The sequence below is a fragment of the Halobacteriovorax sp. RT-2-4 genome, assembly GCF_047085445.1.
GTDB lineage: Bacteria > Bdellovibrionota > Bacteriovoracia > Bacteriovoracales > Bacteriovoracaceae > Halobacteriovorax_A.
This window is the reverse complement of the sequence record NZ_JBKIXY010000002.1, coordinates 791,913-817,585: the sequence shown is the minus strand read 5'-3', so window position 1 is coordinate 817,585 and position 25,673 is coordinate 791,913. Positions and strand designations below refer to the sequence as shown.

Genomic DNA, 25,673 nt, shown 5'->3' with positions numbered 1-25,673 from the left:
GCATGGCCAAAAAAACTACTAAGAAGAAAACAGCTAAGAAAGCTGCGAAAAAAGTTGCGAAAAAAACGACTAAGAAAACAACTAAAAAAGCAGCACCTAAGACAGCTAAGAAAACAGCTAAGAAAGCTGCAAAAAAAGTTGCGAAGAAAACAACTAAAGCAGCAGCTAAGAAAGTTACAAAAAAGACGGCCAAAAAAGTTGCCAAGAAAGTAACAAAGAAAGCGGCTAAAAAAGTAACAAAAAAAGTGGCCAAAAAAGCTGAAAAGAAAGTCGCTAAAAAAGTTGCAAAGAAAACTACAAAAGTAGCAGCAAAGAAAGTTGAGAAAAAGACTACTAAAGCTGCAGCTAAAAAAGTAGCAAAGAAAACAACTAAGGTAGCAGCTAAGAAGACAACTAAGAAGGCTGCAGCTGAGAAAAAAACAACTGCAAAGAAAGCAACAACAAAGCCAACAAAAGCGAAAGCAAAGAAGGAAGAGGTTGTTGAAGAAGTTGTAGAAGTTGAAGAAGAAATCGTTGAGGTGCAACCAGAGCTTTTTGATGAAGATGAAATCGAAGAAGAAGAGCTTGAGGTTGCTGGTGAAGACGAGATTTTAGAAGAAGAGGACGAGGAAGAAGAAGTAATTAAAAAGACTCCACTTCCGGCAACTGAAGAAGAAAAAGTTGAAGAAGTATTCAGACTTGCTGAAACTTTAGACTACTTCCTAGGTGATACAGATGAGTGTTTAGCAAAAGGATGTGATAATCCTGCGACTACAGCTGGTTTCTGTCGTCTTCACTATATTGGATATTGGAAAGAAATTAAGAATAAGATCTCAATTCTTGAAGAAGGAATGCTTCAGAAATATGTAAAAGAGATTATTGGTAAGTACCCGATAAAAGTTATTGATGAAGTTCTAAAAGATCTTAATGATGATAAGGCATTCGTAGATGTTCTTCGTGAGATGGATATTGAAGCGGATGAGAGCTTTGACGAAGTTGATGATATTGATGCAGAAGACGATCAGGATATCGCTTTTGAAACTAAGTCATCTGTTAAAGCTATTATGGATGAGGAATAGCGTCATTGTTTGCCCAAAGGCAAACTATTGGACGCTATGCCAGCTCCCCAATCTTTAGCTAGAAAACTAATTCAACAAGCCGGGTTCAAGCCCGGCTTTGTTGTCTCAGGAGCAATGGGAAAACTACCGCAAAGAAAACGATATTTTCACAAAGTGAAAATGAGTAAATATTCTTTCTTACATGACCGAAACACGCGAGCTACGCTCTTTGTTTCTTAGGTCACATTCATCTCTGCTTCAAAACTGCCCTTTGGGGCACTTTTGCCGCAGGATGTGTCTCAGGAGCAATGGGAAAGGTGTCGCAAAATAAAAGCGACACTTTAGCGAAGCTAAAGTTAGCAAAACTCTCGCAATGAAAAGCGACACTTTCACGAAGTGAAAGTTAGCAAAAAAATTTACTTAAAAAATCAGAATTACTTAGAAACCTACTCACCCTTAAATAAACTTAAAAGATAAGTGTTAATATCACCAACATCTAGTGTGGCATCATCATTTGAAGATTCAGAATAGTCCATTCCAGTAGTCGCAAATTTTTCATTAAGATCATCTGCAGAGTAACCAATCGATCCTAGATCAACTCCCATCTCTTTGTACTTTTCACGATTCTCTTCCGAAAGGATAGAGTTTTTCATCTCCATTGCTAGAGCTCGCGTGTTTCGTTGAGTATCTTCGTTTTCATCTCCACTACGAATTTCCAGGTATGAAGAAACGATATTATTAAAGTGTACGAGCTTAGAGAAATTCTCGGCTTTTTTCTGCGTTTTTTCTGCTAGTGCCGCTATGGTTTCAAGATCTTCAATTTCGCTAAATTCATCACCCTTTGTTGTATGTTTTTTGATTTCATCACTTAGAGATTGAAGAATGGCGTCTTTCTTGGCCTCATAACGTTTTGCAATTTGATCCTTTACACCTTGAACAGTTGCAAGATTCTTAGCTTCATCCTCAGTGTAACCTTCTTCAATAAGAAGTTTTGCAACTTCCTCTGGATTATCTTCGATATCTTTTAGTCTTTGTAGTGTAACTTCTTCTTGTACCTTTAGCTCTCCAAGAAGAGAGTACTGTTCCTCTCTATTTGATGAAAGAAAGTTTTTACATGCCTCTGCATCAACGATCTTGCCATCTTTATAACATTCTTCCATTGCTGCAATCTCTTCTTTTTGTCCTTTTGCAACAGCGTCCATTGCTTCACCAGAAGAAATCGTTGTAAGAGCATCAATACTCTCGTCTGACTTTTCTCGTGAATCATACATTTTTACATTTGATAAGCTATCTGTGCCTTGAAGTTTTTCAAACTTCTTTGCGATACCATCTGTTGTTGTAATACTTTGTCTTGCTAACTCAATATACTGAATGACGTTACAGGCTCTTGGGTATGAGTAGCGAACAAGAGAATCACACTTATCAACTTTTTCGTCACTATCTTTACCTGAAACATGTTTTGCACAAGTATTTATGATATCTGCACGAACGATCTTTTTCTCGCCTTGTGTGTTATTCGGGTCGGAGTTGAAAACTTTGAATTCTCCACCGGCAGCCCCTGCGTAGCAAACAGCGTTGATATTACCAATACATGCTTCCCAGTTACTTGCAGATTTTAGAACTTGTTTTTGTTCACCGGTATTTGGATCTGTTCTTATGATAGTTTCATTTAGGCCAACGAGGTTTTCATTTTTAACTTTTTCTCTTACCGATTCATCTTCAGAAATGAGAGGGTAACCATAGTTCTTTGATTCAATACAGTAGCTCGTTGCTGCTGAGATAATATTTTTACCAAGTTGCGTTTTATATAATTCAAAGAATGTTTTTTGACTTGCGATTTTATCGTATTGGCCAGTTTTACTATCAAATTCTCCGTAAAGGGCCTTTTCAAGCTTTTCGATAAGAAATTGTTTTAAGGTTTCAAGTCCTTTTGATGTTCCTTTGGCCGTATCCATTGTTGTACGATAGCGCCCGGATCCATCTTTTCCACTCTGCTTCTCAACTAGTTTGTTGATTTGCTTAAGTGTTCCTTCATCGGCTTGAATTTTTCCCCATAGACAATTTCCAACTTCAACACCATTAAATGATGTTTTCTCTGATTCCTGTCGATAGCATTCGGAATACATATCCTTGACACCAGGAACACTCATGGCACTTTCAAACATCGGGTTCTGACTTGTTAGAACTTGAAGATAACGTGCTTCTTGATTGTCATTGCTATTTTTTGCAACGGCACTAAAGCTTAAGCTCGTTAGAATGAATAGGGTTTTTAACCTCATAACCATATTATACTACTCGGTTATTTGGGCAGATAACTTTAATTCAATTTGATTTAATTTAATGTGATTTTAGTAGTTTAGGAGATTAAAAAAGAGAGGTGAGTTGCAAAGAAATTGAGGACTTAGCCGTCCTCTCCAATAGCTTCTACTGGGCATGCCTCAAGAGCAGACATACACTCTTCAAGTTCAGCATCATTTGAAGGCTGAAGCTTAACGAAGGCATGGCCTTCGTCGTCATTCATTTCAAAGAAGCGAGGAGCCTCCATCACGCAAGCATCACAGGCGATGCATTGGTCATCAACATAGAACTTTCCATCTACATTTTGATCAAATTTTGCGCTTTTGTCGGCCATCTCACTTCTCCAAATTATTTAAAATTACTGTGGTAATTGTGCGTATTTATTTTGCTTAAAAGTATATTCTTTTCCTAACTTATCTAGCAGAGTTTTTAGAGTTTGTTGAGCACTAATATTAGTAAGTGCGTTCACATCATAACCCTTTGAATCTGTTGATTTTGCAGGAGTCGTAGCAACAATTGTTGTTTGTGTAGCGTCTTCAAAAGTAAATAGACCCGAGTCTTTTGTGAAAACTTCAGCAACTTGTTTCTCATCAAGTTCACCTGTTGGTCCAGCACCTTCAAGTTTATTGATATTGATTTCTTTAATACCAAGTCCGTACTTCTCTTCAAGTGACTTAAGTGCTTTTGAGTTTGAAGCTGCTTTTTGTACTTCTTTAATTGCTGTTGCCATTAGAGGAGCAACATCTTTTTCTTTTTGAAGAATTTCTTTTGCAATATCTCTTTGGTGATCTTCAATTTTTGCAACTACCGCTTCTTTACGATCTTGAGCGTAAATGATGTGGTAACCATATGAAGTCTTAACTGGCTGAGAGATTTCACCTTTCTTAAGAGCAAATGTTGCTTTTTCAAATTCTGGAACCATTTGTCCACGCTTAACCCAGTTAAGGTCTCCACCGTTCGTTTTACCTTGTGGCTCTTGAGTATATTTCTTAGCAAGAGTTACAAAGTTCTTAGTGTTAACTTCTTTTCTGATCTTGTTTGCTTCTTTAAGTGCTTCTGCTTCATTTCCATTTTCAGTAGAAATTAAAATATGTCTTGTTCTAACTTGCTCAGGTTGACTAAGTAGAGGCAGCTTGTCTTTAAATAAAGATTCTACTTTAGCCTTATTAGCTTCTTCTTTTAGAAAAGCTGTAATATCTGAAGATGAGATTGTTACAAGCTTTCTTACGTTTGCACTTTTGATTGTAATAATCTTTGCATTTCTCTTGTCATTGTAAAGTTCATTTAATTCTTTAGTAAGAGCTTTTGAAACAGGAACATGTTGAACAATGTTTTGTAGTTTCGTCAGTGCAATTCTTTCTTTTTGTTCTTCTTCATAATTTTCTGGAGTGAACTTGTTATATGAAAGAAGAGTTTTATATTTATTGATATCGAACTGCTTATTTGTTTGGAAGTAAGAAGTGTTTTTAATTTCATTAATTACTTCATCTTTTGAAACAAGAATCCCAAGATCTTCAGAAAGAACAACTCTTAGTTTTTGGAAAACTAAATTTCTGATCGCGTTGTCATAAACTTTATATTGGCTCATTTGTTGAGAAGTAAGAGGTTGGCCTCCACCAATAAACTTTGAGTAAAAATCAGATTGTCTTTGTACTTCCATGTTAAAGTCGCGAACCTTAATATCGTGACCAGCAACACTACCAATTGAATCAGGTGTTCCCGTATTGAAAAATGGGCCTGAAACCATGAATGAAATAACGATAATTCCGATGAAAAGAGTCAGGAATATCTGCGATGATTTTTTCTGAAAATTAGATGACATTTTACCACTCCATGTAATTTTAATTTTCGTTATTATCACTTAAATATGCTACTCCGTAAAGAATATTGGCAGTTTAAATAATCCTGTGTACTCTTTTAATATAAAAAAAAATAGCAACTTAGGATTAGAATGAAGCTAATTGCATCGGAAGGATCTCGAACCAAATTAATCATAAACCTAGTTGTTCTATCACTTGCATTTTACGGCGTGTCAAAGCGTAAGGCACCTTACAAAGAAGCCTCAATTTTTGAAAATGTTATGATGGACACGTTGGCACCTCTTCAAAGAGGCATTTCAAATGCATACAAGAATGTAGCTTCGTTCTTTGAAGACTATATGCTTAATGTTAATGCGTCGAAAGAAAATGTTACTTTGAAAGAACAAATTGGTTCGTTAAAGCAGGAAGTATTTGCGTTAAAGCAATTAGAACAAGAAAACCAACGCCTGCGTCAAATCTTAAATTTTGGTAAAAAAATTAAACATGAAATGATTTCTGCTCAAGTTGTGGCATGGGACTCTTCAAGTGACTTTAGAGTTATTCGTATTGATAAAGGTTTCAAGGATGGTATTAAGTTGCAATCTACAGTTGTAACTTCAGATGGAATCGTTGGCTACGTTTATCGTTTAACAGATCACTTTGCCGACATTCTAACAATACTTGATCCAAGTAACCGCGTTGATGTTATCGTAAATCGCACACGTTCATACGGTATTCTTGAAGGTTATTCTGGATGGCGTACTGTGATGAAGTATGTGGTACGTACAGATCCTGTTCGTTTGAATGATCTTGTTATTACTTCAGGACTTGGAAATATTTATCCTCGAGGAATCCCTGTTGGTATTATCACAAAGATTGAACGAGAGAGTTATGGGATTACTCAACACCTAGAAGTAACTCCAACTGTCGACTTTTCAAAACTTGAAGAAGTCGCTGTTCTTGTTCCTTCAGAGGACCAAGACAAGAAACGTGTGGAGTGGGAAGCTCTAGAGAATAATGCTCAACAAGGAGATGGGAGATGATTAAGTCTTCAGATATCCCAATTCGATTATTAATAACTGTATTAATCCTAATTGTACTAGAAGTTTTGGCCAGTGCTTTCTTACCACTATTTGGCCTTAACAAATACATGATTCCATTTAATGTTCTTCTTGTTCTTTATATTGGTTTTAAATTGGAAACTCCGTATCTTGCAATTATCATTTTAATTCTTCAATTAACTCATTCACTTTTTTCAATTGAAGGGTGGGAGTACGGAACAATTTCGGGAATCTTAATTTGTATTGTGATTGGATACCTAAGAGATCTTCTACACTTTACAAGTAGCTTTATCACGATGCTGACAGTTTTTCTCTTTCAGGTTCTGTGGTTTTTTATCAGTTCATCACTACTATATTTAAAGTTTGATAGCTTCGATTATATTGTGCAGAAATTTTGGCGCTTTATTCCTGAGAGTATTATTTTATCTTTATTAGCTCCTATCTTCTTTTCATTACTTGATAAAGTTTGGAGAACGAAGAGTGAAGGCCTTATGGGGAATAATGTCTAATGTTTGCTGAAGAAGAAGTAGTTCGGTCTCATAAGACTAGGGCCGACATTCTATTTACTTTAATTACACTCGCGTTTGCGATTATTTTAATACGTTTATGGTACCTTCAGATTTACCAAGGTGATCTACTGTATCAATATTCAATTCAAAACCGCTTAAGAAAAGAAACAGTTAAGGCACCAAGAGGAATGATCTTTTCACGTAATAATCAACTCATGGTTGATAACGTACCTCGTTTTGACTTAGTTATTATTCCACAATACTTAGACAATAAGAAAGAGACGATTAAGAAGCTTGCTAAAATTCTTGAAATGACTGAGAAGGAGATCTACTCAACTCTTAAGAAATTTCGTGGGCAAGCACGCTATCGTCCTGTTCGTATCAAGAAAAATATTTCTAATAAAGAAGTGGCCATCATTGAAACAGAAAATGAGAAGCTTCCAGGTGTTCAAGTTGAAACATTTATTTCTCGCGAGTATCGAGATAAGGAAGTAGGCTCACACTTGCTTGGTTATATCGGTGAGATTTCTCAAAACCAACTACCTCGTTATCGCAAAAGAGATAATATTGATTACAAGCTTGGAGACTTTATTGGTCAAGCAGGTGTTGAAGAAAGATTTGATCAGGACCTTCGAGGAGAAGATGGTTATCAAATTATGGAAGTAGATGCTAGAGGGCGTATGCGCCGTTCTATTGGAACTAGTAATATTCTTGCGGGCATTGAAAATAAGAAAGCAACACCAGGAAACAACCTAAGATTAACAATTGATCGTGATATGCAAAAAACTGCTTATAAATCCTTAGAGGGGAAAGTTGGTGGTGTTGTTGCTGTTGACGTTAGAAATGGTGAAGTCCTAACGATGGTATCTCGTCCTTCATTTGATCCAGGGCAGTTTTCTAAGGGGCTAACTTCAGAGTATTGGAACTCTCTTATTAATAATCCTGACCGTCCACTTCGAGATCGTACAATCCAAGATCACTATGCTCCAGGTTCTACATTTAAAGTTTTTACAGCGATTGCTGCTTTAGAAGAAGGCATCATTAAAGCTAAAGATGAAGTTATGTGTGGGCCACGCTTCCGCCTAGGTCGTCGTACTTATAATGACTGGAAAAGATCAGGACACGGAATAACTGATTTATACAAATCTCTAAGAAGATCTGTTGATGTTTATTATTATAAGATCGCAGTTGAATTGGATATTGATGTACTTGCAAGATATTCGAGAATGTTTGGGCTTGGTGAGAAGACAGGTATTGCACTTCCAAGAGAAACAACAGGTCTAATTCCTACTCGTGAGTGGAAAGAGAAACGCTTTGGAGAAAAGTGGCAAGATGGTGAAACGGTAAGTTGTGTTATTGGACAGTCTTATGTTTTAACAACTCCACTTCAACTTGCTGTTTCTTATGCTGCGATTGCAAATGGTGGGAAGGTTTATAAGCCTCAAATCGTTAGAGAAGTTTTTAATAATAAAGGTGATATCATTAAAAGCTATAAGGAAGATCTAGTTCAAACAGCAAAGGTGAGTGAACAAACTCTGATTGATGTAAGACAGGGTCTTTATGAAGTGGCCAACCACCCAAGAGGTACTGGCTGGTGGGTTAGAGGTACTGGTGTAAAGATGGCCGGTAAGTCTGGTACGTCTCAGGTTATCTCGATGAGTACAACTGAGCTATTTCAAAAATGTTCTGAGAAACCATATAACCAGAGACACCACGGGTTATTTGTGGCTTTTGCTCCATATGAAAATCCTCGTGTTGCAGTTGCAGCTGTTGTTGAACACGGTTGTTCTGGATCAGGTGCTGCAGGACCTATTGTTCGAAATGTTCTAACGACATATATGAAAAAGTATATGCCAGATCTTCATAAGATTTATGCCAAGGAAGATCGCAAAATCATGTCAGACTTCTTTGCTGATAGAAGAAAAAAGCGTGAAGAAGCGGAAAGACTTAGGGCCGAAAAAGAAAAGAAGAATGAAGATTCTGATGGTGATGACGAAGGTCAAACTGAAGATTAAAAAAGTGAGAACTTAATGGATTTATCAAATATTAAAGAATTTTTTAAAAGATATGACTTCTCATTCTTTCTTTTGAGTTCAGTTATCTTTTTCTTCGGAATTCTTAATCTATATTCAGCAACACATGCGTCTGCCTCTACTGCACATGCTAATTTATTTAAAGTACAAATTGGATGGTATGCTCTTTCGATTGTCATTGCTTTCGTTATTAGTTTTATTAACCCACAAAATCTTTATCGTTTCGCATGGCCTATTTATCTATTTAATATTGTTCTACTAATATTGGTTATTGTTCTTGGTCATAAAGGAATGGGGGCAAGACGTTGGCTAATGATTGGGCCAATTAGATTCCAACCTTCAGAGTTAATGAAAATATCTGTTATTTTCGTACTCGCTAGATACTTTAGAAATTATGCTCCTGATAGTGAACTTGGACTCAAGGATTTAATTAAGCCTGCTATCTTGGCATTTATCCCGACGATCTTAATTGTAGTTCAACCGGACTTAGGAACAGGACTTCTTATTCTTCTAATTTTCTTTACGATGGTGTTCTTTAGAAAACTTAAGTGGAAGACACTTTTAATTCTCGCTCTTGTTGGTCTTGTCAGTGGTGGAGTGATGTATCAATTCGGTTTAAAAGAATATCAAAGAAATCGTATTAAAACCTTTATTAATCCAACTGCGGATGCAAAAGGGACTGGCTATAATGCTATTCAATCAAAGATTGCTATTGGGTCTGGAAAAATATTCGGGAAGGGACTTAGAAAGTCCTCTCAGGCTTCCCTGAACTACTTACCTGAAAATCATACTGACTTTGTATTTTCTATTTATAATGAAGAGCATGGCTTCTTTGGAGCAATCTTATTAATTGGGTTATATCTTTTCTTGTTTTTTAGATTTGTGTGGCTCTCTGTCAACGTCAGTAGAATCTTTGAGTCCGTCACCATTATCGGGGTCATGAGTATATTCTTCTGGCACACCTTTATTAATATGGGAATGGTCATGGGGTTATTACCTGTTGTTGGTCTGCCTCTTCCTTTAATGTCTTATGGTGGTTCTTCACTTTTGACATTTGGGGTTTGTATTGGAGTGGCGACTTCTATTTCAAATACAAGACGCTTCTTTTAGAGGAGCGGGATTTTGGCATCGATAATGCATCTATATTAGTAAAACAACTTAATATGGAGCAAATATGCTAAAAAAGATGATCAATTTTTTAACACTTGTCTTAATACTATCCGCGCCACAGGCCTTTGGTGCTGGTTTCGATAGTGAGTTCGAGTTATTTGATCGCCTTAAAGAAGATATGTGGAATCTAGGTCTAGATTTCGAATATGTGCATACAACTGATATGAAAATTCCGAATACTGATGTCATCGATGGGGGAGCTCAGGGGAGCGAAGATCAAATTATCGTGAAATCAGTACCTTATGAGTTAATTCACCGTTTTGAGAGAACATTTTAAGATTTGATTAAAATAGTACTAATATTTGACTATGTCTTTTTTATCTCGCTACAATATTCGTGTTAGTGAGGTATGCAATGAAGCACGTATCTGCAATTGGAAGTTTACTGAAGAAGATCTATCGTATCTACAGTAATCACATTCTTAGTTATCTACAAGACAAAGGCTTTACAGACTTAAGGCCAAGTTTTCTTGAAATTCTAGTTTATATTTGTGAAAACGAAGGACCAACTATCAAGGAGATTGGATCTTCTTGTGGCCTAAAAAAACAAACAATGACAAGCCATCTAAATGAGTTACAAAAGCGTGGCTATATCGTTCGTAAATCTTCAGAAGTTGATAAGCGTGAACAACGCGTTTACTTAACTGAATATGGTGAGAAGTTTAAGTTCTCTCTCTTTGATGTTCTTGAATTAATTGAAGGTAATTATTCGAGAAGAATTGGAGAGGTTGAGCTTGAAAGAATTCAGTCTACTCTTGAGAATATGCACAACAAATTAAGTAATGTTGAAAGGCAAACTCTAGAGTCGAGAATTCAACTCAACCTATCTCTCGATTTTTAAGAAGTTTAAGCTACTTTAACTACAACTGAACCTTGAGTTGCCGGCCAAAATTTATAGCCGCCGGAAACGTTATTTACGTTAAAGAAACCTTTCTTTACTAGCTTTTCGCATGCTTGTATTGATTTAAGTCCATCCTCACTAATCACTAGGATAGGTGTTGTCTTATTTGTAATCTCAACATAGCGGTGATCGAGTTCTTCATACGGAATATGAATAGCACCTTCAAGCTTTACAGGTTTTTCATAATCCTTAGGTGTGATATCTAAAATAATATAATCCATATCCTTATCTTCGTAGACATCAAAGGCTTTGCGAGGAGAAAGGTCATTATATGGAAGTCCCATTAAGATCATATTATCATCGATGAATTCACCATTTTTTACGCGAATTAAATGATTTCTTTGAAGTGAAACAGAGAAGTCGACCTTTTCGTCAATCTTAGCAAGGTTGCGTTCAATATTAGTTAGTCTAGTATTGATAAAATCTAGCATTTGAAAATATTTTAAATCCACGAAAATCCTCCTCGTTCCAATTTCTTATCGGCCAAATAAAAAGTGGAATGAAGGAATGTACCCTTATTTAGAAGAGAGGGTAAAAATTTCCGTAATAGATATTCCCAGTAATAACCGTTGTTAAAAAGCATGAAGTGAAGAGAATTGCACCTTCATAAATACCATAACCAAGTTCAACACTAAGGTTTGAATCGTCAGTATCATCCTTCTTAATCTGTAGATCATCTTGAATTGAGAAGACCCAAATAAGGCCTTTACGAATAATTGGAATGATAATAATAGAGAGTAGGATTTTTAAAATAACTTGAATCGTGTACCACTTAATATCTTGCAGAGAGTGATCAAGTGATGATGAAATAATCGTACAAAGCCCTAAAATAAATCCCATGTATGAGATGGCAACCGCCAAGCTTTTTTGCACAAGTAGTCTATTAAAAGAGAGCTTTGAAATAATCTGAAATGTCTTTGAACAGAATCCAATGAGAACCACAGCAAAGAGCCATAGAAAAAGCGTCATTATAAGAGAACTATTTGAAACCTTAATAACAGTTTTTAAAATATAGGCCAAAGAAATTGAGTGAGAAAAACATATAATAGCGTAAGCATAGTTTTTACGACGTAAAATTTCATCAGCATATTCAAAGTTATAAAGAACAATACTTTCTAAAATATACAGTGAAGCTAGGTAGAGTGCGATTACCATTATCGACTCTAAAAATAATTGTCCAAGTGCAAAATACATTCCATCTGAAACATTTATTACAATATTCGAATAAATTATTCCGATTCCAATAATTCTTCCAAATAGGTGAATTGTATCAGTAGAGTTTTTTGATGGAGAGAATTTCTTTAGAATTTGATGCTTAATTGATGGAAAGAGAATTAAATGAGCTTGCTTATAAATATAAATAATAAAGCAAATAATTAGTGCAAAAATAATTCGAATAATTAATTTATCGTATAACTCATTCATTCTTTTGTTCCCACTTAGGTAAACTTGTATATTTCTTAAGTATGTCTTTTAGTGTTGTTTTATTTTCACTTTTTTTCTTGAACGCATAGTGTGCCGTAGTCACTGTTCCGTTTGTCCCAAATTCATTATTTAGGCCATAGAAAGGAGAGCTTGCCTTTTCTAAGACAATCATTCTGCGATAAAAGTCATATGTTGGAGTAAATTCACCCCAGTGAAAGATTTGAGGAAAGTTTTTGTAGGTGCGGTGAAAGCGCCATACTTTTTGTCCTGAATCAGATGTTCTCCATGTTCCATAAGCAGGGGAGCCGATATAGATTGAACCAGGAGGCATTGGGACTGTTGAGCTTTCATCATTTTCATATCTTCTAAATAAAGACATCCCAATATTATTTTGATTCTCCAAGAAGAACTCTCGAGAAATCCTGACGTTAATTCTTTGGGGTGCTTTGAAGGCATGAATGATTTGGTATCGATGGTGATAAGTCTTAATCAGAGCACCAGTAGAAAATTCTCTTTCAAGAATAACTGAAATTGGTGAGCCCTTAAATATATTTGCATACGCATTCGCATTAGGAACAAATATTGTTCTCTTCTCAGACGGAGAAAAACTCTTCGATATACCGAGATAAAGCAAAATTAATAGCACATAAAGTGAAAACTTATTCATATCTATTTATTATAGACGGGCCCCATGAGGCTAGTCCAAAGATTCAAAGATTAATTTGAAGAAATAATTTTATTAATTTCTGCTAAATTCTCTTTGCTTAGTTTGTCCATGTCACAATGAAGTCTATTAATTGCGTGAGACTTCGAAAATTTATGGAATAGATCAGTTGCTTCGTTAATATCGAAGTATTCAGTCATTCCACCCATTTTTGAATTCCTTACAACTTTCATCGTGTATTGCCCCTTGTCCTTTGGTCTATCTGCTGCATAATACTTAGATAAACGTCCAGTTGAAGATGAGCGAATAACTTCCAGATTGATAGACTCTAGATAGGCTTGAACCTTCTCAAGAGTTGCCAATTGTGAAGAGTTGAAAGATTCAAAAATCTTTTCAGGCGTTTGATTGTTAACAATGGCCTTTGCGTAAGGATTATTTGAGTGTCTTAAAATCTTCATAAGGTGATAATCGTCGTGCTCAATATATTTTTCAATATCTGCCGGGATTAAATATTCATATGGAGAAGTTTTAAAATAGCGTTGTAAAAGTTTTTCAAGGCAAACTGCACGGTAGTGGAAGTAAACCATGATGAACATGTGGTAGCGACTTAGTAGGAAGTCATCAAAAGTAATAACTGCTCTTTCTGAAATACCAAGTGTAGCTTGGCCATCAATAATTGCAGGCTCAAGATTATCAAGAAGCCAGTCAAGATCGTAAGAACCATAACTAACTCCGCAGAAGTAACTATCTCTTAGAAGGTAGTCCATGCGGTCGCAGTCAAGTTCACTTGAAACTAATTGATGGAGAAGAGGGAAGTAGCTAATTCCATCGATTTTAAAATAGTCGTGATCACTAGTTTCACCGCGAATTAAATCAGCAATATACTTTCTTTCAACTCCAAAGACTCTTTCAACTTCTTTTAGGCTATGAGCAAGGGAGCTATCTGCGATAGCTTTGATTGTATAATCTTCGTGAGTCGCTTGACGCTCACTATTTTTATCGCGATCAAGAAGATACTCTTGAGGAATTTTAAGATCAGTAAGCTTTGGCATTACGACTTCTGTCGAGTGACTTAAGGGCGCGTGGCCAATGTCATGCAGAAGGCAGGCAAGCTTGAAAGTTTCTTTAATCCTTAAGTGTTCTTTTGTGATGATTTGATTTTTGAAGAGACGGTCAAATGCCATTTCTCCAACTTTCATTACACCGATTGAGTGGATGAGGCGAGTATGAGTGGCACCTGGGAAAATATATTCAGAAAATCCAAGTTGCTTAATATTGCGAAGACGTTGGAAAAAGTCCGCGCGAATGATTGGCTCTTCTTCTTTAAGAATATGAATTGATCCGTGGACCGGGTCTCTTACTTCCATTAAAAATTCCTCAAAAATTAATTAATCTTATCTTTATTCGCAATCAGCCAATTAATGATATCTTGAGATTCGAACATCGGCTTATCATCGATATAGAGACATGGTACAGTTCTTCGTCCTGTAGTATTAATATGCCTTTCTAGGGCCGATGTGTCATTCATTATATCGCAATAAGTTAACTTAATCCCTAATTGATCAATAACATCCATAACGCGATGGCAAAATGGGCAGCCTGTATAGTAAAAAAATTCTAGTTTCATAATTTCGTTCCAAATAGAAAAAGCGGCAAAAGCCGCTTTTCTTATATTTATATTCGATATCAATAGATTTTAGTAAAAATCGTCCTCGTCTTCTTCCTCAGATGAGTCAAGGCCAAGTGCATATCTCTCATCTTCGTCAAGTTCTTCAGTAGAGATTTCTTCTTCTGGTGAGTCAAATGCATCGTTGTATCCCCAGCCAAAGCTAAGGTCATCTTTCTCATCTTGCTCATCATCAGGATTATACTCTTCTTGTAGGTTTGGTCCTGGCTCGTTGTAATCTTCCGCAGCTTCAAGTCCTACACTATCTTCAGTCTCTTCGATCGTTTCAAGCTTTGACTGTTCTGCCACTGCAAGCTTATCTTCTAATTCATATTCTTTTAGAGAGTCTGCTAATTGAGAATCAAGAGCATCTTTGTGCTTCTCTTTGTATTTTGCAATTGCTTCTTCGCGAGAAAGACCTTTGTTATCGGCAGATTTTTTTACAGTTTTCTTAGCGACTGTTTTGGCCGTTTTTGGAGCGGCTTTCTTTGCAACTTTTTTTGCAGCTTTTTTTGCAACTTTCTTTGTTGCTTTCTTTGCAACTTTCTTTGTTGCTTTCTTTGTTGCTTTCTTTGTTGCTTTCTTTGTTGCTTTCTTTGTCGCTTTTTTAGCCGCTTTTTTTGCAACTTTCTTAGTTGCTTTCTTTGCAGTTTTTTTAGCTACTTTTTTTGCAACTTTCTTCGTTGCCTTCTTTGCAGTTTTTTTAGCTACTTTTTTTGCAACTTTCTTCGTTGCTTTCTTTGCAGCTTTTTTTGCAACTTTCTTTGTTGCTTTCTTTGCAGTTTTTTTGGCTACTTTTTTTGCAGCTTTCTTAGTTGTTTTTTTAGTTACTTTCTTTGCCGCTTTCTTTGTTGCTTTTTTTGCAACTTTCTTCGTTGCTTTCTTTGCAGTTTTTTTGGCTACTTTTTTAGTTGCTTTCTTTGCAGTCTTTTTGGCTACTTTCTTCTTTGCCATATATACCTCGCGAAAAAGTTATAAATCGTCCTTAGTATATAAAAGAAATTAAAAATTTCGCAAGTTCTTTTTTATTTATAATGGCCCATTTAGGGCCATTTTAAAGGGGACTTGGTTAATTTAAGTAAAGTGATTAGAAGTATAAATTCGAACCAAATTCTTGCAGTTCAGTTCTTGGCAATGGGTTAGAAATGACATCTCCCGTGGCCTTAACATCTTCAGGGCTTCTTGGAGTTTCACCTTCTGGCGAGAAGCCTGCTTGAAACTCCATGTAATTTGATTCATTCTTCGCGTAACCTGACGCAGTATCTGTAATCGATGTTAGGCTAATAAGCTTTGTTGAATAGGCGTTACGGCGATGATTCTTATTTTTACTGGTGAATGGATTTACTGAACGTCCATTATTTTCCCCGCCATAATCTTTCCCAGGAGCATATGCCGTCCTTAGGGAGTTATTATTTAGTGACGGTGAAGGAGGGTTCGCTTCATTGTTCTGGCGGTAAGTCGTAATGTAGTAGAGGTTAGACTGTGTTTGTTGAGCCTTAGTGTTAATATACGTCTTTACGGCCCCTAATAGTGGGATCGTTTCACAGTTGTCTGGCTTTGCTTCTTCATCCTTTCCTAGAATGAAGTAAGTGAAGCGTGAGGCAATACTTTGTTTTTGGCACTGCGGAATCGGGAGGGCAACAGTAGTCGTTGTTGGGTCGCCATCAACATCTGGATCAAAGATTGCCTTTGAGGCTTCAATATAGGCCGTAGGATCTTGAGCACTAGTATTTCTTACTTTCGTTGCATAGAAATCCAGGGCCTTGCGATAAACGATAACAGCATCACTTAGAGTATCAATATAATCAGTTAGAACACCAGTCAGGGCCTCCCTGTCCTTATAAAGTAAAGTAGAGTGGAAGAGTGGTGCAAAGTAACCAATAGTTTTGGCCGCTGGATCAATATAGCGCACTGATGGAAAGTGATCGGCCGTCATATCTGTTTCTAAGCTGTTAACTGTTGGAACTAAGTAATTGAGAACATCATAATTTGTCGGAGCACGAACATTTTGAAAAGCTTCGATAAGATTTTGTGCTGTCACCCCGGCCTGATTTACCGTGTAGTTCGGAATATTTGCCCTTAAATCAACAAATTGCTTTGTTGTGAAAAGCCCTGCTTTCTCGCCAGTGATATTACTTGGGTTAGGATTGTAGGCAAGGGTTGGAAGGTCTGATTCCGAAGTCGTTTGCGAATTCAAATTATAGATCATATTCGGTATCGTAAATTTCACATCAACATTTGATGGAATCCCACCAATTGCAGCAGTTGTGTCAGCAGCATCTAGAAAAAAGTCTGAGGTTGCCGGTAGTGGTAGGCCCTGAATCTTTACACCATCAGTAGGGTCATCTGTTGTTCTTGGGTCACCAGTTGTTGTAAAACCCATAATGAAGTTAGCACTTCTTGAACCAGAGGCATTTGCAATACGGGCCGAATTTGAACTCGATTCAGCATAATCTTTTCCAACTGTTGGTGAAACGAGGGCCGGCCCAATACGGCCACCAAAAGGCTTTGCTGCCGCATATGCTGCCATATCGATGAAGCCATTATTTTCTAGGAACGAAAATGGATTAAGTAAACCAAGGTACTTAGCTTTGGCCTTAACTGCATAATATGTCACAACTTTTGGATTCTTATAGAAGCCTAGAATATAGCCAGGTACAGGTAGTGAAGTCTTTGTCGATGCACATGACGCTTCTGCAGCTGTTCCGCTTGAATCAGGAACTGCAATCGTTGAAATACCTTCAGTTGTAGGAGCAAAAGTTGTAAAGAACGTCGTGAAATTCATAATCATCGGTACAAGATCAAGATAGCGCTTTGATGAAGCAACTAGTTCACCGCCGTTATAACTGGCATCTTGTGGGATTAGGAAACTAGATAACGATTGTGGTGAAGGTGTGAACGTCTTTGGAGCTAATTCATAAAGCACTAAAGACTTTGCAAATGCACCGTCGAATGTTGTTTTAAAAATTCCACCACCAAGAGTTTTTGCAGCGGCCATATAGGCTTTCAGTGGTCGATCGTTAATTGGAATTCCTGTCGATTGGTTCTCCATAAATAGTTGCTCAGGGTTAACGCAACCAGTGGCAGAACCACCACCACAAATTCCTTGTGTAATAGGTGGGCGGTTTACGATCATCTCAAGATTTCTAATTCTAAGAGCAAGCTCCATTGATTCAATCCACGCACCCGTTCGATCTGCTGCTGCAATAGGAACATCATTTTGTGAAACACCGGCAGCAAAAGCGTAATTCTTTGCGGCCGAAAAGTTATAAGTTGAACGAACCATACAGTTCTTTGCTTTTAAATTAACAAAGGCATCCATTGTTCTTTCAAATTCTTCACTAACATCTGGAATCCCTGCGACGTGAAAGCGAGGAAGACCAGGGATTTGATAAATTGTACAAAGGTTTTCGTTATTACCAGAGCCAAAGTGAAGACAAATAGAGGGAACGTTGTAATGGTCACCCTTAACACCACTACTAAAGTCAGAACCACTTTCATCAAAGCGCTTCAAGGCAAAGTTCATTGTTGTTGTTGAGTTAGCATGAGTGTTCTCATTCGCAAGTTGGCCAAGAACGTAGTACTTAAACATCCACTCTTTATAAGTATTTCTCATCTCCCAATTAAGGTGAGCAATATTTGTTAGTTGTCTAGCTTGAGAAGCGGCTCCCGACCAAGCAGCAGTATCAACTGCATTTTGCAGATTGATCTTGGCCTTTACGAAGAGTCCAACATTCACCACGAATGCGATGAATGAGAAGATTGCCACAAGTGTAACTCCAAAGAAGATACTAATTTGGCCTTTCGTGTTCTTAACTAATTTTTTCGAATGTGAATGTTGTGGTTGTGTCATAATGCCTTATTTTTCCGGTAACTTAATGCTACCGAAAGTGGCATTTATGCGTCAATTGATATGAACACTTTCTATTTCTAGTTAGTTGCACCGAGTTAAGTTGGCATTGAACTTGTAATAGAAATAGGTACCAAGGATATGGTGCCTAATCCCTGGAGTAGAACGTTTGTACAGGCAAGGCTAACCACCTTAACCATGGCCTTTCGGTCATCTTTAAGTACTTGTTTTTGTGAGTACTTATCTCTACCAGGCTTATGGTCTTGTTCGAATCACGGATGAATAAGAACAGGGCCTGGTACCTTTTTTACCTGCTTAATTCTCAGCGACTAAATTGGTAAAATTAAGGAGTCGAAGTATGTTTACTTTGTCGATGCTTAGGAGGGCGATAATTGAAGACATTGAATTCATTTAATCCATTAGAGACGCGTACTTACAAATTTAAGAAAGCGCATATTGAATTCTTCTGTCCTCTTTGTCGCACTCAAAGGGCAGTTGTCACAAACCCTCACATGAATGCAAAAAACTACCTTCAGGTATTCATGCTTACAGTTGCAACAACTGGTGTACTTTATCCATTTATTAGCTTTGCAGGAATCTTTTCTTTCTTTCTATTCTGGGCAGGCTTTGAAGCAGCGCTTAGACTAAACTTCAAAAAAGAAATTCCATGTCCTCACTGTGGCTTTGATGCTGCTTGGTACAAGAAGGATGTGCGTATCGCGAAATCAAAAGTAAAAGAGTTTTGGCAGACTAGAGGTGGCCATGCTCAAATTGCTCCAGAGAATGTTGAGCAAGCTTTTGCAGACATGTATTAAAAAAATTTAGAACCTTCAATTTTTAATGAATATCATTTCAGGCTCTTGACGCAAGTTGTCCTTTTTTTTGTATTTGCATAGCTATTTATGACTTCTCGATAGGGGAAAGTCGTATTATTGTAGTAATGTATTCAGGTAATACTCAACCTTGCGGTTATAGCTGAATTCTTAAGTATTGTTTCAGCTATACGCGAAGAAAATTGGAGGAACAAATGAGTGTAAACAAGGTTATTTTAGTAGGACGTTTAGGACAAGATCCAGAACTTAAGTACACACCATCTGGGATGGCTGTATGTAACTTCTCACTAGCAACAGGTGAGTCTTGGACAGATAAGAACGGACAAAAACAAGAAAGAACTGAATGGCACAGAGTTGTTGTTTGGGGAAAACTTGCTGAATTATGTGGTCAATACCTAGCAAAAGGTCGTCAAGCTTACTTAGAAGGTCAACTTCAAACAAGGTCTTGGGAAGACAAAGACGGTAACAAGAGATACACAACAGAAATCAATGCTAGAACAATTCAATTCCTTGGTGGAGCAGCTCCATCTGCTGGTCAAGGTGCTTCAATGGGTCAGTCTAATAACAACAACTCATTTAACCAAGAAATGCCTCAGCACGATGATATGAACCAAGGTTACGATATTTCATCGAACGCTTCATTCACAGCTGATGACATCCCATTCTAGAGATTAATTTAAATTTCTATATATGACTAAGGCCTGCTTTTGCGGGCCTTATTTATTTCTAAATACCTGAATTTTAAAGTAAACATAGAACGACTAAAGAAATCTTAACTTCGTGGCGATAAGTGAGTTGATGAGTCAGTTAAGATTTTTAACATTTTTAGTTATTCTTGCTTCATGTGGTTCTTTTGAGCAGCATGGGGGCCTTCTTCCTCTAAGCAAAGTTGAAAGTAATGAGATGCTTTTAACTGAAAGTGAGGAAGCTGAGTATCGTTACCTTGCAGACCTTTATGGGATCTCTGAAGAGAAACTTGATATCAAGGGGGACACTCCTAAGCGAGTAGTGCAAACAGAGAAAGACTGGCAACTTGAAGATATTAATCTTAATGAAATTGAAAATAGCTCATTTGTTATTAGCGACTACGAAGTAAGCTTTGTTGAAGATAAGTTTAAAAATGAAGCTCAACTAGTTGCAGAGGCCAAGGCCGCTGAAGCTGCTAAAAAAAGAAAGTCACGTGGAATTGCTTCTGTTCCAGAGGTAAGCTTAGTTCACAAGAAGAGAAGGCCAGCTTCACTCTTTGCTATGGCAAAGAAATCAACACCTGAATCAATTCGTTACTATATTGCTAAAAAAGGCGCTGATGTAAATGAGAAGAATAAGAGAGGTGATACTCCTCTTCACATTGCTATCAAGAATAAGCGCTTCGATAATGTCCGTGCTTTATTAGGAATGAAGGCCGATCCAAATATTCCAGATGCGAACGGGAAGACTGTTGCCCAATATGCACAAGAGTTAGGAATAGAATCAATTTTAAAATTAATGAAGAAGAAATAAAAAAAGCTCCCTTCGGGAGCTTTTTTTATTTTGTATATTCTTAGAATTTCTTTGAATTTATTTTGCAGCAGGAGCTGTTTCTTCAGTCGCTGGAGCAGTTTGTGCTGGAGCTGTTGTATCAGAGTTAAGTGGAGCTGCGATTGGCGCTGCACTATCAAGTAGTGATTTAGACTCTTTACCAGATTGAATCTTAGCAAGAAGAATACAGTTACCTAGGAAAAGAACAGTAAGTACAACTGTAATTTTACTTAGGATATTTCCTTGTTGGCTACCTGTGAATACGGCTTCTGAAGCACCACCTAGAAGACCTGCTTCCGCACCCTTACCAAATTGTAGAAGAACTACGATGATTAGAAGTACTGAAACAACACCGTGAAAAATCATTAAACCAGTAACCATAATTTATTTCCTTTCAATATAAATAGATAAATTAACAACAATTTATATCAACACATCGAGGCCATGACAAGTACTGTCTATGACCTGATGAGTTAAAAAATTATGATTTGATAATTATTTAGTTTGGACAACCAGTGAAAATTTGCTTTTCTAGATTGAAAAGATAGCAGTCACGTTTCTTGTAAGCGTTTTTAAAGAATAGTGGTGCTGCATTTGAAACGGCCTTTCTTACTTTATAGATTTCAGGCCAAGTAAGGGAAACAGGCATCTTTGTGTGAAGATAAATATTTCCGTTGTATGGTTTAGCGACGCGATCCCAAGCTTCTTGAGAAGGCTTATCATTGTCATCTCTATTTAAGAACCAAAGATTATCGAATTCACCTTTAAAGTCCTTAAAAAGCTGTGCAAATACTTCACCTTTATACGTGAACATATTGTCGAATTGAGTAAGCTCCGCTGTTTCTGAAATATTATATGAACCACTCATAAGTTTTGTCTTAGAGAAATCACTCTCATCATAATCAAAGATCATGTACTTGTGGTGATTAAGGGCCCAGTGACGAGGAGATGGTGCATGAGAGTAGTACTTAATTCTTACTGGTGCGACCTTATTCTTATTACCTGGAAGCTTCTTCCAATTGTAAACAAAGTAAGGAGTCATCTCTTTTGATTTTGTGCTTGTTTTATATTCTTGATTGTCGGCAACGATCTTAACATCAACACCTCTTTTAACAGCATCTAAAAGTGCATCTGCTACATCTTTAATTACAAGGTGATTAACATTAACCAGAATATTCTTTTGAGATTCATTGATTAGCTTAATCATAGCATCGCGAACTAGCCATGTTTTCTGACCAGCTACCTTTTTAGGAGACATTCCTAAGTAGCGTCCAGTCTTGTAACTTTTAGAGCTTGGAGCATATTCTTTGTATGTGAAGTTCATTGAACTTGAAACGAATGAAGGATTCTCTTCTTCATTTGGAATATTCTTTAGATCTAAAAGATCAAGTGAAGCTAGGTTTTCTTCACTAACTTGTGAAGTGTAGATATCTTTTCCTGAATTCCAAAGAAACTTAAATTCTCGATTTAAAGTTTTAATTGTAGTACGACCTTCTTCAGAAGAGTCATTGTTGAAAATAAAGTTTTCAGAGTAACGAGATTTTGCACCACCTGAAAGGTTCGCACTAGAGTTGAATGCCCATTTATCATCAACGATTGAAAATTTCTCGTGCATTTTTTTGTAAGCGAACTTAACACCGCATCCGGCATCTTCAATTGATTTGGCATAATCAATTACGCGAGAACTACTTTTTAAATTAGGGTGAAGAACAACTTTTACATCGACACCCGAAAGGCATGCAACTTCAAGGTTCTTTGTTACTGTTGAGTCTGACCAGCTGTATACCGTTAGCCAAACTTTCTCTTTTGCGCCTTCGATTGCTGTATAAATTTGATTAAATGCTTCTTCACCTTGGTGTGGTGAGAAGAGGGCCCAGAAGCTTGTCCCAGCGAAGATATTACTTGCAATTAATGTCGTAAATAGCAGTTTTTTCATTGAGTCTCCCTACAGATTTGAGCATGGTGTATCCCACGCGATGCAAAATGAGAAGGTTATAAGAAATAATTTCAATAAAAAAGATGGTCACAAAGTGATATCAGTAACTTAAATAGATAATTTCTTTGACCTTCGGTAATCCCTTCTTTACCATTTTTATATGGGAAGAATTAAGAGACTTTGGCCATGGCTGGCCTGTGCTGCAGCGGTATTTTCGATCTCTGGAAATAGCTTTGCGAGTAGTTTAAAAATTACAACATTCAATCTACGTTGGTACGGACTTGGGGGGGAAATCTCTGGTCAAAGAACTGACGAATATCGTGATCCTTTTATCAAAGAATTTTTAAGCACGAAGTATATCAATACAGATATTTTTCTTTTTCAAGAAGTTATCGACACTGAACGATTGGGACAATTAATGGATGGCCTAGGTCACCACTGTGTTTCTTATCGTCATGAACAATTTAATCACCAGCACTTAATGATTTGCTTAAAGAAGTCACTTGATATCGTTCCTGAAAAAGGTGATGACGATTTTACTTACTCTTTATTAGAAAATCGTCCGTTTTTAAGACCTGCTCTTTATGGAAAGGTTATCGATCGTTATTCAAAACAGCCGCTTATTCACTTAGTTGGTCTTCATTTAAAAGCTGGCCCAGATGGAATTAGTGAACGCTTAGAACAAGTTAATAACTTAAATAAGAGAGTACTAGAATACCGTGAAGCTAATTTGCCTGTAGTCATTGCAGGTGATCTTAATACTTACAGAAATACTCGCTATGAAGATAAAGAATCTGACTTAGTCGTTTTAGGTGAAGCATTTAATACAATTAATGTGACAAGAAGAACGAGTGACTATGATTATACTTATCGTAATGGTGGCTCAGGAAATGTTTTTGATCATTTCTATGTTTCAAATACAGTTGAAACAAAGTACGTTGAAATTTGGCGTGCTTGTAGTGGAAGTAGTCGAAACACAAAGAGACTTGAGAATCTTTCATGGTATCAGCGATTTATCTCAGATCACTGCCCAGTTTCATTAAGAGTTGATATTCAGTAGAAAGCTTAATTGTTAGTAAATTTTAACATTCGAATTTAACTTTAATTAGGCCTAACTGTTCATTTTTTTATGCTACTTTTTGTGGCATGAAAGCTTTAATTATTTTATCACTTACTGTTTTAACGTTTGTTTCTGCGCATTTCACGTATGCACAGGATGTGAAACCAAACGTTGTTTTATTAACCTCACTTGAAACACCAAAGGTTTGGTATCGTCCAAAAGGTTGGAAGATTGACCCCAAACTTGAAAAAATCTTCAAGAAGCACTTTAAAAAATCAGGCTACAATATTGTCATAAAGCATAGTGTGGATTTTCACGAGCTTCGCCGACAACTTCATAATCCAAATAATATCGCTGTTTTTTGGGCGTCTCATGCTGCAGGAACAAGTCAGAATACGACAGGTTCAAATAATATGGGAGCTGTCCTAAGTATTAACGGAAAGGATGTTAAGGATCTATTTAAGTCAGTCCATCCTAATATTCGCTACCTTGGTCTCGTTGGTTGTGATGCTCAGGGAATCTTAGATGAAATTTCACGTGAAGGACATTACCGTTATAATCCAAACCTAAAGACTCATTCATTTACAGAGAAAATCGATGCTAGAAAAGGACTTAGAACTTCACTAAAGGCATCGGTTGGACAACTCGGATATACAAAAAGAAGACTATTCTTCTTAAAAAAGAAGTCTCTTATTTTCCGTCACGATTTTTATGGAAGAGAGGATTTATTAAAAGTTAATCAATACTTTCATTGCGCAAAAGAGAATGGATATCTTGTTAAAGGTGTTCGTACATTAACTCAAGATTCGATGGAAGTTGCTATTACGAACCCTCAAGGTATTCTTAAAATTCTTCCGGCAGGAAAAGCTGGAGATCGCCAAGAATTTCAATTCTATCTACCATACCACCCAGAGTTTGCTCGTCGTGATATGAAAATTAATGTGGATAGTCTCATTTATTTTGGAGAAGAAAGAAAATATTTAGGTGAGTTTGATTTTTCAACAGAATGGGGAACAGACTGGCGTGTCTTTGCTAAGCCCGACGGAACGGTCTTAGGAGTTACTAAAAATCTATACTTACCAAGGGGAAGTTTGCCATCATTCGATGATGTTCAAACCTACAAGGAACTAAGTTGTAACGATACTGAAGAAATGAAAGTTCACGTCTTTTAATTAAGCGTGCAGACCCATGTAGCTGTCCGCTTGTAGGGCAGCTCCACCAACAAGGCCTCCGTCAATGTCTTTGCATGATAGGAGGTCTTCTACATTTGAAGGCTTAACTGATCCACCATAGAGAATCGATGTTTTATTTCCATCAATTGATAGATTATCATTTATATACTGACGTATATAGGCATGAGTTTCTTGTGCTTGCTCTGGAGTTGCTGTTACTCCTGTTCCTATTGCCCAAACTGGCTCGTAAGCAATAATAACGTTTACACTGTCAATATCAGCAAGACCTTTACTTAACTGCTCTGCTAAAACCTCTTCGACTTTTCCGGCTTCTCTTTGCTCAAGTGTTTCACCAATGCAGAAAATAACTGTTAGGTCGTTGGCCAGAGCAATCTTTGCTTTTGCATTTAGAGTTGCATCGTCCTCATTGTAGATAGAGCGACGTTCAGAGTGTCCAATGATAACAAAATGTGCACCGATATCTTTTAGTGATGCAGGTGAGATCTCTCCCGTAAATGCACCGCTATTTTCTGTGGCACAATTTTGAGCACCAATTTTAAAATCATCAGTATTTTGCAGACAAATAGGGATGTGGATTGCTTGTGGAGCAATCCATGCTTCATGACGAAGTTTCGTGCTGTCGATAGCATCAAAGAAGGCGATAACGTCTTCAGTATTCTGATTCATCTTCCAGTTTCCTACGATATACTTCGTTCTCTCAGTCATATTTACATCCCTTATT

Annotated in this window: 25 protein-coding genes; 12 read left to right on the top strand and 13 right to left on the bottom strand. The window is 37.0% G+C overall.

Annotated elements, in window-relative coordinates; all coding sequences use genetic code 11:
• Nucleotides 1-2: 2 nt before the first annotated feature.
• A complete protein-coding gene (locus tag ACMAYL_RS14380; protein ID WP_412463407.1) occupies nt 3-1,058 on the top strand; it encodes a hypothetical protein in 1,056 nt (351 codons plus the stop codon).
• A gap of 425 nt (nt 1,059-1,483) precedes the next feature.
• On the opposite strand, the gene ACMAYL_RS14375 is transcribed toward ACMAYL_RS14380, so the two are convergent.
• From ACMAYL_RS14375 to ACMAYL_RS14365, 3 genes are all read right to left on the bottom strand, one after another.
• Nucleotides 1,484-3,322, bottom strand: coding sequence for a hypothetical protein (locus ACMAYL_RS14375; RefSeq protein WP_103217851.1), 1,839 nt, complete (start codon nt 3,320-3,322; stop codon nt 1,484-1,486).
• 116 nt (nt 3,323-3,438) lie between these two features.
• Complete coding sequence (locus tag ACMAYL_RS14370; RefSeq protein ID WP_021268351.1) at nt 3,439-3,669, bottom strand: ferredoxin; 231 nt, start codon at nt 3,667-3,669, stop codon at nt 3,439-3,441.
• Nucleotides 3,670-3,693: 24 nt separating this feature from the next.
• Nucleotides 3,694-5,157 carry a SurA N-terminal domain-containing protein gene (locus ACMAYL_RS14365; RefSeq protein WP_103217852.1) on the bottom strand — a complete coding sequence of 488 codons (1,464 nt, stop codon included), beginning with the start codon at nt 5,155-5,157 and terminating at the stop codon, nt 3,694-3,696.
• A gap of 129 nt (nt 5,158-5,286) precedes the next feature.
• Between ACMAYL_RS14365 and mreC the strand changes: the two genes are divergently transcribed.
• From mreC to ACMAYL_RS14335, 6 genes are all read left to right on the top strand, one after another.
• Nucleotides 5,287-6,177 (top strand): rod shape-determining protein MreC, encoded by an 891-nt coding sequence (gene mreC, locus ACMAYL_RS14360; RefSeq protein WP_103217853.1) that lies wholly within the window; start codon nt 5,287-5,289, stop codon nt 6,175-6,177.
• Entirely contained in the window at nt 6,174-6,704 is a 531-nt protein-coding gene (locus tag ACMAYL_RS14355; RefSeq protein WP_103217854.1) for a hypothetical protein, read from the top strand. Before mreC ends, ACMAYL_RS14355 begins: the two co-directional genes overlap by 4 nt.
• Complete coding sequence (gene mrdA, locus ACMAYL_RS14350) at nt 6,704-8,719, top strand: penicillin-binding protein 2 (protein ID WP_103217855.1); 2,016 nt, start codon at nt 6,704-6,706, stop codon at nt 8,717-8,719. The genes ACMAYL_RS14355 and mrdA overlap by 1 nt, the downstream gene beginning before the upstream one ends.
• 15 nt (nt 8,720-8,734) lie before the next feature.
• The gene (gene rodA, locus ACMAYL_RS14345) at nt 8,735-9,847 is read left to right on the top strand and encodes a rod shape-determining protein RodA (protein WP_103217856.1); all 1,113 of its coding nucleotides are present in this window, start codon (nt 8,735-8,737) and stop codon (nt 9,845-9,847) included.
• A 64-nt stretch (nt 9,848-9,911) separates the two neighbouring features.
• The gene (locus tag ACMAYL_RS14340) at nt 9,912-10,184 is read left to right on the top strand and encodes a hypothetical protein (protein ID WP_103217857.1); all 273 of its coding nucleotides are present in this window, start codon (nt 9,912-9,914) and stop codon (nt 10,182-10,184) included.
• 77 nt (nt 10,185-10,261) lie between these two features.
• Nucleotides 10,262-10,747: a MarR family winged helix-turn-helix transcriptional regulator gene (locus ACMAYL_RS14335; protein WP_103217858.1), complete on the top strand. Its 486-nt coding sequence runs from the start codon at nt 10,262-10,264 to the stop codon at nt 10,745-10,747.
• 5 nt (nt 10,748-10,752) lie between these two features.
• Here the strand turns inward: ACMAYL_RS14335 and ACMAYL_RS14330 are convergent, their stop codons facing one another.
• From ACMAYL_RS14330 to ACMAYL_RS14300, 7 genes are all read right to left on the bottom strand, one after another.
• Nucleotides 10,753-11,259, bottom strand: a complete 507-nt coding sequence (locus ACMAYL_RS14330) for a rhodanese-like domain-containing protein (RefSeq protein WP_103217859.1) — start codon at nt 11,257-11,259, stop codon at nt 10,753-10,755.
• 67 nt (nt 11,260-11,326) lie between these two features.
• Nucleotides 11,327-12,232: a hypothetical protein gene (locus ACMAYL_RS14325; RefSeq protein ID WP_392993328.1), complete on the bottom strand. Its 906-nt coding sequence runs from the start codon at nt 12,230-12,232 to the stop codon at nt 11,327-11,329.
• The gene (locus ACMAYL_RS14320; protein WP_103217861.1) at nt 12,225-12,899 is read right to left on the bottom strand and encodes a hypothetical protein; all 675 of its coding nucleotides are present in this window, start codon (nt 12,897-12,899) and stop codon (nt 12,225-12,227) included. Before ACMAYL_RS14320 ends, ACMAYL_RS14325 begins: the two co-directional genes overlap by 8 nt.
• A gap of 50 nt (nt 12,900-12,949) precedes the next feature.
• Nucleotides 12,950-14,263: an HD domain-containing protein gene (locus ACMAYL_RS14315; protein ID WP_103217862.1), complete on the bottom strand. Its 1,314-nt coding sequence runs from the start codon at nt 14,261-14,263 to the stop codon at nt 12,950-12,952.
• Between the two features lie 17 nt (nt 14,264-14,280).
• A complete protein-coding gene (locus ACMAYL_RS14310) occupies nt 14,281-14,523 on the bottom strand; it encodes a glutaredoxin family protein (protein WP_103217863.1) in 243 nt (80 codons plus the stop codon).
• Nucleotides 14,524-14,592: 69 nt separating this feature from the next.
• The gene (locus ACMAYL_RS14305; protein WP_412471278.1) at nt 14,593-15,516 is read right to left on the bottom strand and encodes a histone protein; all 924 of its coding nucleotides are present in this window, start codon (nt 15,514-15,516) and stop codon (nt 14,593-14,595) included.
• 133 nt (nt 15,517-15,649) lie between these two features.
• Nucleotides 15,650-18,415 (bottom strand): Tad domain-containing protein, encoded by a 2,766-nt coding sequence (locus ACMAYL_RS14300; protein ID WP_103217865.1) that lies wholly within the window; start codon nt 18,413-18,415, stop codon nt 15,650-15,652.
• A gap of 389 nt (nt 18,416-18,804) precedes the next feature.
• Between ACMAYL_RS14300 and ACMAYL_RS14295 the strand changes: the two genes are divergently transcribed.
• The 3 genes from ACMAYL_RS14295 to ACMAYL_RS14285 all read left to right on the top strand — a co-directional run bounded on the left by ACMAYL_RS14295 (nt 18,805) and on the right by ACMAYL_RS14285 (nt 20,745).
• Nucleotides 18,805-19,227, top strand: coding sequence for a hypothetical protein (locus tag ACMAYL_RS14295; protein ID WP_103217866.1), 423 nt, complete (start codon nt 18,805-18,807; stop codon nt 19,225-19,227).
• A 212-nt stretch (nt 19,228-19,439) separates the two neighbouring features.
• Nucleotides 19,440-19,913, top strand: a complete 474-nt coding sequence (locus ACMAYL_RS14290) for a single-stranded DNA-binding protein (RefSeq protein WP_103217867.1) — start codon at nt 19,440-19,442, stop codon at nt 19,911-19,913.
• A 130-nt stretch (nt 19,914-20,043) separates the two neighbouring features.
• A complete protein-coding gene (locus tag ACMAYL_RS14285; protein WP_103217868.1) occupies nt 20,044-20,745 on the top strand; it encodes an ankyrin repeat domain-containing protein in 702 nt (233 codons plus the stop codon).
• A 57-nt stretch (nt 20,746-20,802) separates the two neighbouring features.
• Here ACMAYL_RS14285 and secG read toward each other — a convergent pair whose 3' ends face one another.
• The gene (gene secG, locus ACMAYL_RS14280; protein WP_103217869.1) at nt 20,803-21,144 is read right to left on the bottom strand and encodes a preprotein translocase subunit SecG; all 342 of its coding nucleotides are present in this window, start codon (nt 21,142-21,144) and stop codon (nt 20,803-20,805) included.
• A 118-nt stretch (nt 21,145-21,262) separates the two neighbouring features.
• Entirely contained in the window at nt 21,263-22,699 is a 1,437-nt protein-coding gene (locus ACMAYL_RS14275) for a phospholipase D-like domain-containing protein (RefSeq protein WP_412463404.1), read from the bottom strand.
• Between the two features lie 160 nt (nt 22,700-22,859).
• Here ACMAYL_RS14275 and ACMAYL_RS14270 point away from each other — a divergent pair, with 160 nt between their 5' ends.
• Together ACMAYL_RS14270 and ACMAYL_RS14265 are read left to right on the top strand one after the other, a co-directional pair.
• Nucleotides 22,860-23,759: an endonuclease/exonuclease/phosphatase family protein gene (locus ACMAYL_RS14270; protein ID WP_103217871.1), complete on the top strand. Its 900-nt coding sequence runs from the start codon at nt 22,860-22,862 to the stop codon at nt 23,757-23,759.
• Nucleotides 23,760-23,845: 86 nt separating this feature from the next.
• A complete protein-coding gene (locus tag ACMAYL_RS14265) occupies nt 23,846-24,931 on the top strand; it encodes a hypothetical protein (protein ID WP_103217872.1) in 1,086 nt (361 codons plus the stop codon).
• Here the strand turns inward: ACMAYL_RS14265 and tpiA are convergent, their stop codons facing one another.
• A complete protein-coding gene (gene tpiA, locus ACMAYL_RS14260) occupies nt 24,932-25,657 on the bottom strand; it encodes a triose-phosphate isomerase (RefSeq protein ID WP_412463403.1) in 726 nt (241 codons plus the stop codon).
• Between the last annotated feature and the right edge of the window lie 16 nt (nt 25,658-25,673).

What these genes read in the sequence shown, in the direction of transcription:
- ACMAYL_RS14380 (WP_412463407.1), top strand. Translation starts at nt 3, where the DNA reads ATGGCCAAAAAAACTACTAAGAAGAAAACAGCTAAGAAAGCTGCGAAA.
- ACMAYL_RS14375 (WP_103217851.1), bottom strand. Translation starts at nt 3,322, where the DNA reads ATGGTTATGAGGTTAAAAACCCTATTCATTCTAACGAGCTTAAGCTTT.
- ACMAYL_RS14370 (WP_021268351.1), bottom strand. Translation starts at nt 3,669, where the DNA reads ATGGCCGACAAAAGCGCAAAATTTGATCAAAATGTAGATGGAAAGTTC.
- ACMAYL_RS14365 (WP_103217852.1), bottom strand. Translation starts at nt 5,157, where the DNA reads ATGTCATCTAATTTTCAGAAAAAATCATCGCAGATATTCCTGACTCTT.
- mreC (WP_103217853.1), top strand. Translation starts at nt 5,287, where the DNA reads ATGAAGCTAATTGCATCGGAAGGATCTCGAACCAAATTAATCATAAAC.
- ACMAYL_RS14355 (WP_103217854.1), top strand. Translation starts at nt 6,174, where the DNA reads ATGATTAAGTCTTCAGATATCCCAATTCGATTATTAATAACTGTATTA.
- mrdA (WP_103217855.1), top strand. Translation starts at nt 6,704, where the DNA reads ATGTTTGCTGAAGAAGAAGTAGTTCGGTCTCATAAGACTAGGGCCGAC.
- rodA (WP_103217856.1), top strand. Translation starts at nt 8,735, where the DNA reads ATGGATTTATCAAATATTAAAGAATTTTTTAAAAGATATGACTTCTCA.
- ACMAYL_RS14340 (WP_103217857.1), top strand. Translation starts at nt 9,912, where the DNA reads ATGCTAAAAAAGATGATCAATTTTTTAACACTTGTCTTAATACTATCC.
- ACMAYL_RS14335 (WP_103217858.1), top strand. Translation starts at nt 10,262, where the DNA reads ATGAAGCACGTATCTGCAATTGGAAGTTTACTGAAGAAGATCTATCGT.
- ACMAYL_RS14325 (WP_392993328.1), bottom strand. Translation starts at nt 12,232, where the DNA reads ATGAATGAGTTATACGATAAATTAATTATTCGAATTATTTTTGCACTA.
- ACMAYL_RS14320 (WP_103217861.1), bottom strand. Translation starts at nt 12,899, where the DNA reads ATGAATAAGTTTTCACTTTATGTGCTATTAATTTTGCTTTATCTCGGT.
- ACMAYL_RS14315 (WP_103217862.1), bottom strand. Translation starts at nt 14,263, where the DNA reads ATGGAAGTAAGAGACCCGGTCCACGGATCAATTCATATTCTTAAAGAA.
- ACMAYL_RS14310 (WP_103217863.1), bottom strand. Translation starts at nt 14,523, where the DNA reads ATGAAACTAGAATTTTTTTACTATACAGGCTGCCCATTTTGCCATCGC.
- ACMAYL_RS14305 (WP_412471278.1), bottom strand. Translation starts at nt 15,516, where the DNA reads ATGGCAAAGAAGAAAGTAGCCAAAAAGACTGCAAAGAAAGCAACTAAA.
- ACMAYL_RS14300 (WP_103217865.1), bottom strand. Translation starts at nt 18,415, where the DNA reads ATGACACAACCACAACATTCACATTCGAAAAAATTAGTTAAGAACACG.
- ACMAYL_RS14290 (WP_103217867.1), top strand. Translation starts at nt 19,440, where the DNA reads ATGAGTGTAAACAAGGTTATTTTAGTAGGACGTTTAGGACAAGATCCA.
- ACMAYL_RS14285 (WP_103217868.1), top strand. Translation starts at nt 20,044, where the DNA reads ATGAGTCAGTTAAGATTTTTAACATTTTTAGTTATTCTTGCTTCATGT.
- secG (WP_103217869.1), bottom strand. Translation starts at nt 21,144, where the DNA reads ATGGTTACTGGTTTAATGATTTTTCACGGTGTTGTTTCAGTACTTCTA.
- ACMAYL_RS14275 (WP_412463404.1), bottom strand. Translation starts at nt 22,699, where the DNA reads ATGAAAAAACTGCTATTTACGACATTAATTGCAAGTAATATCTTCGCT.
- ACMAYL_RS14270 (WP_103217871.1), top strand. Translation starts at nt 22,860, where the DNA reads ATGGGAAGAATTAAGAGACTTTGGCCATGGCTGGCCTGTGCTGCAGCG.
- ACMAYL_RS14265 (WP_103217872.1), top strand. Translation starts at nt 23,846, where the DNA reads ATGAAAGCTTTAATTATTTTATCACTTACTGTTTTAACGTTTGTTTCT.
- tpiA (WP_412463403.1), bottom strand. Translation starts at nt 25,657, where the DNA reads ATGACTGAGAGAACGAAGTATATCGTAGGAAACTGGAAGATGAATCAG.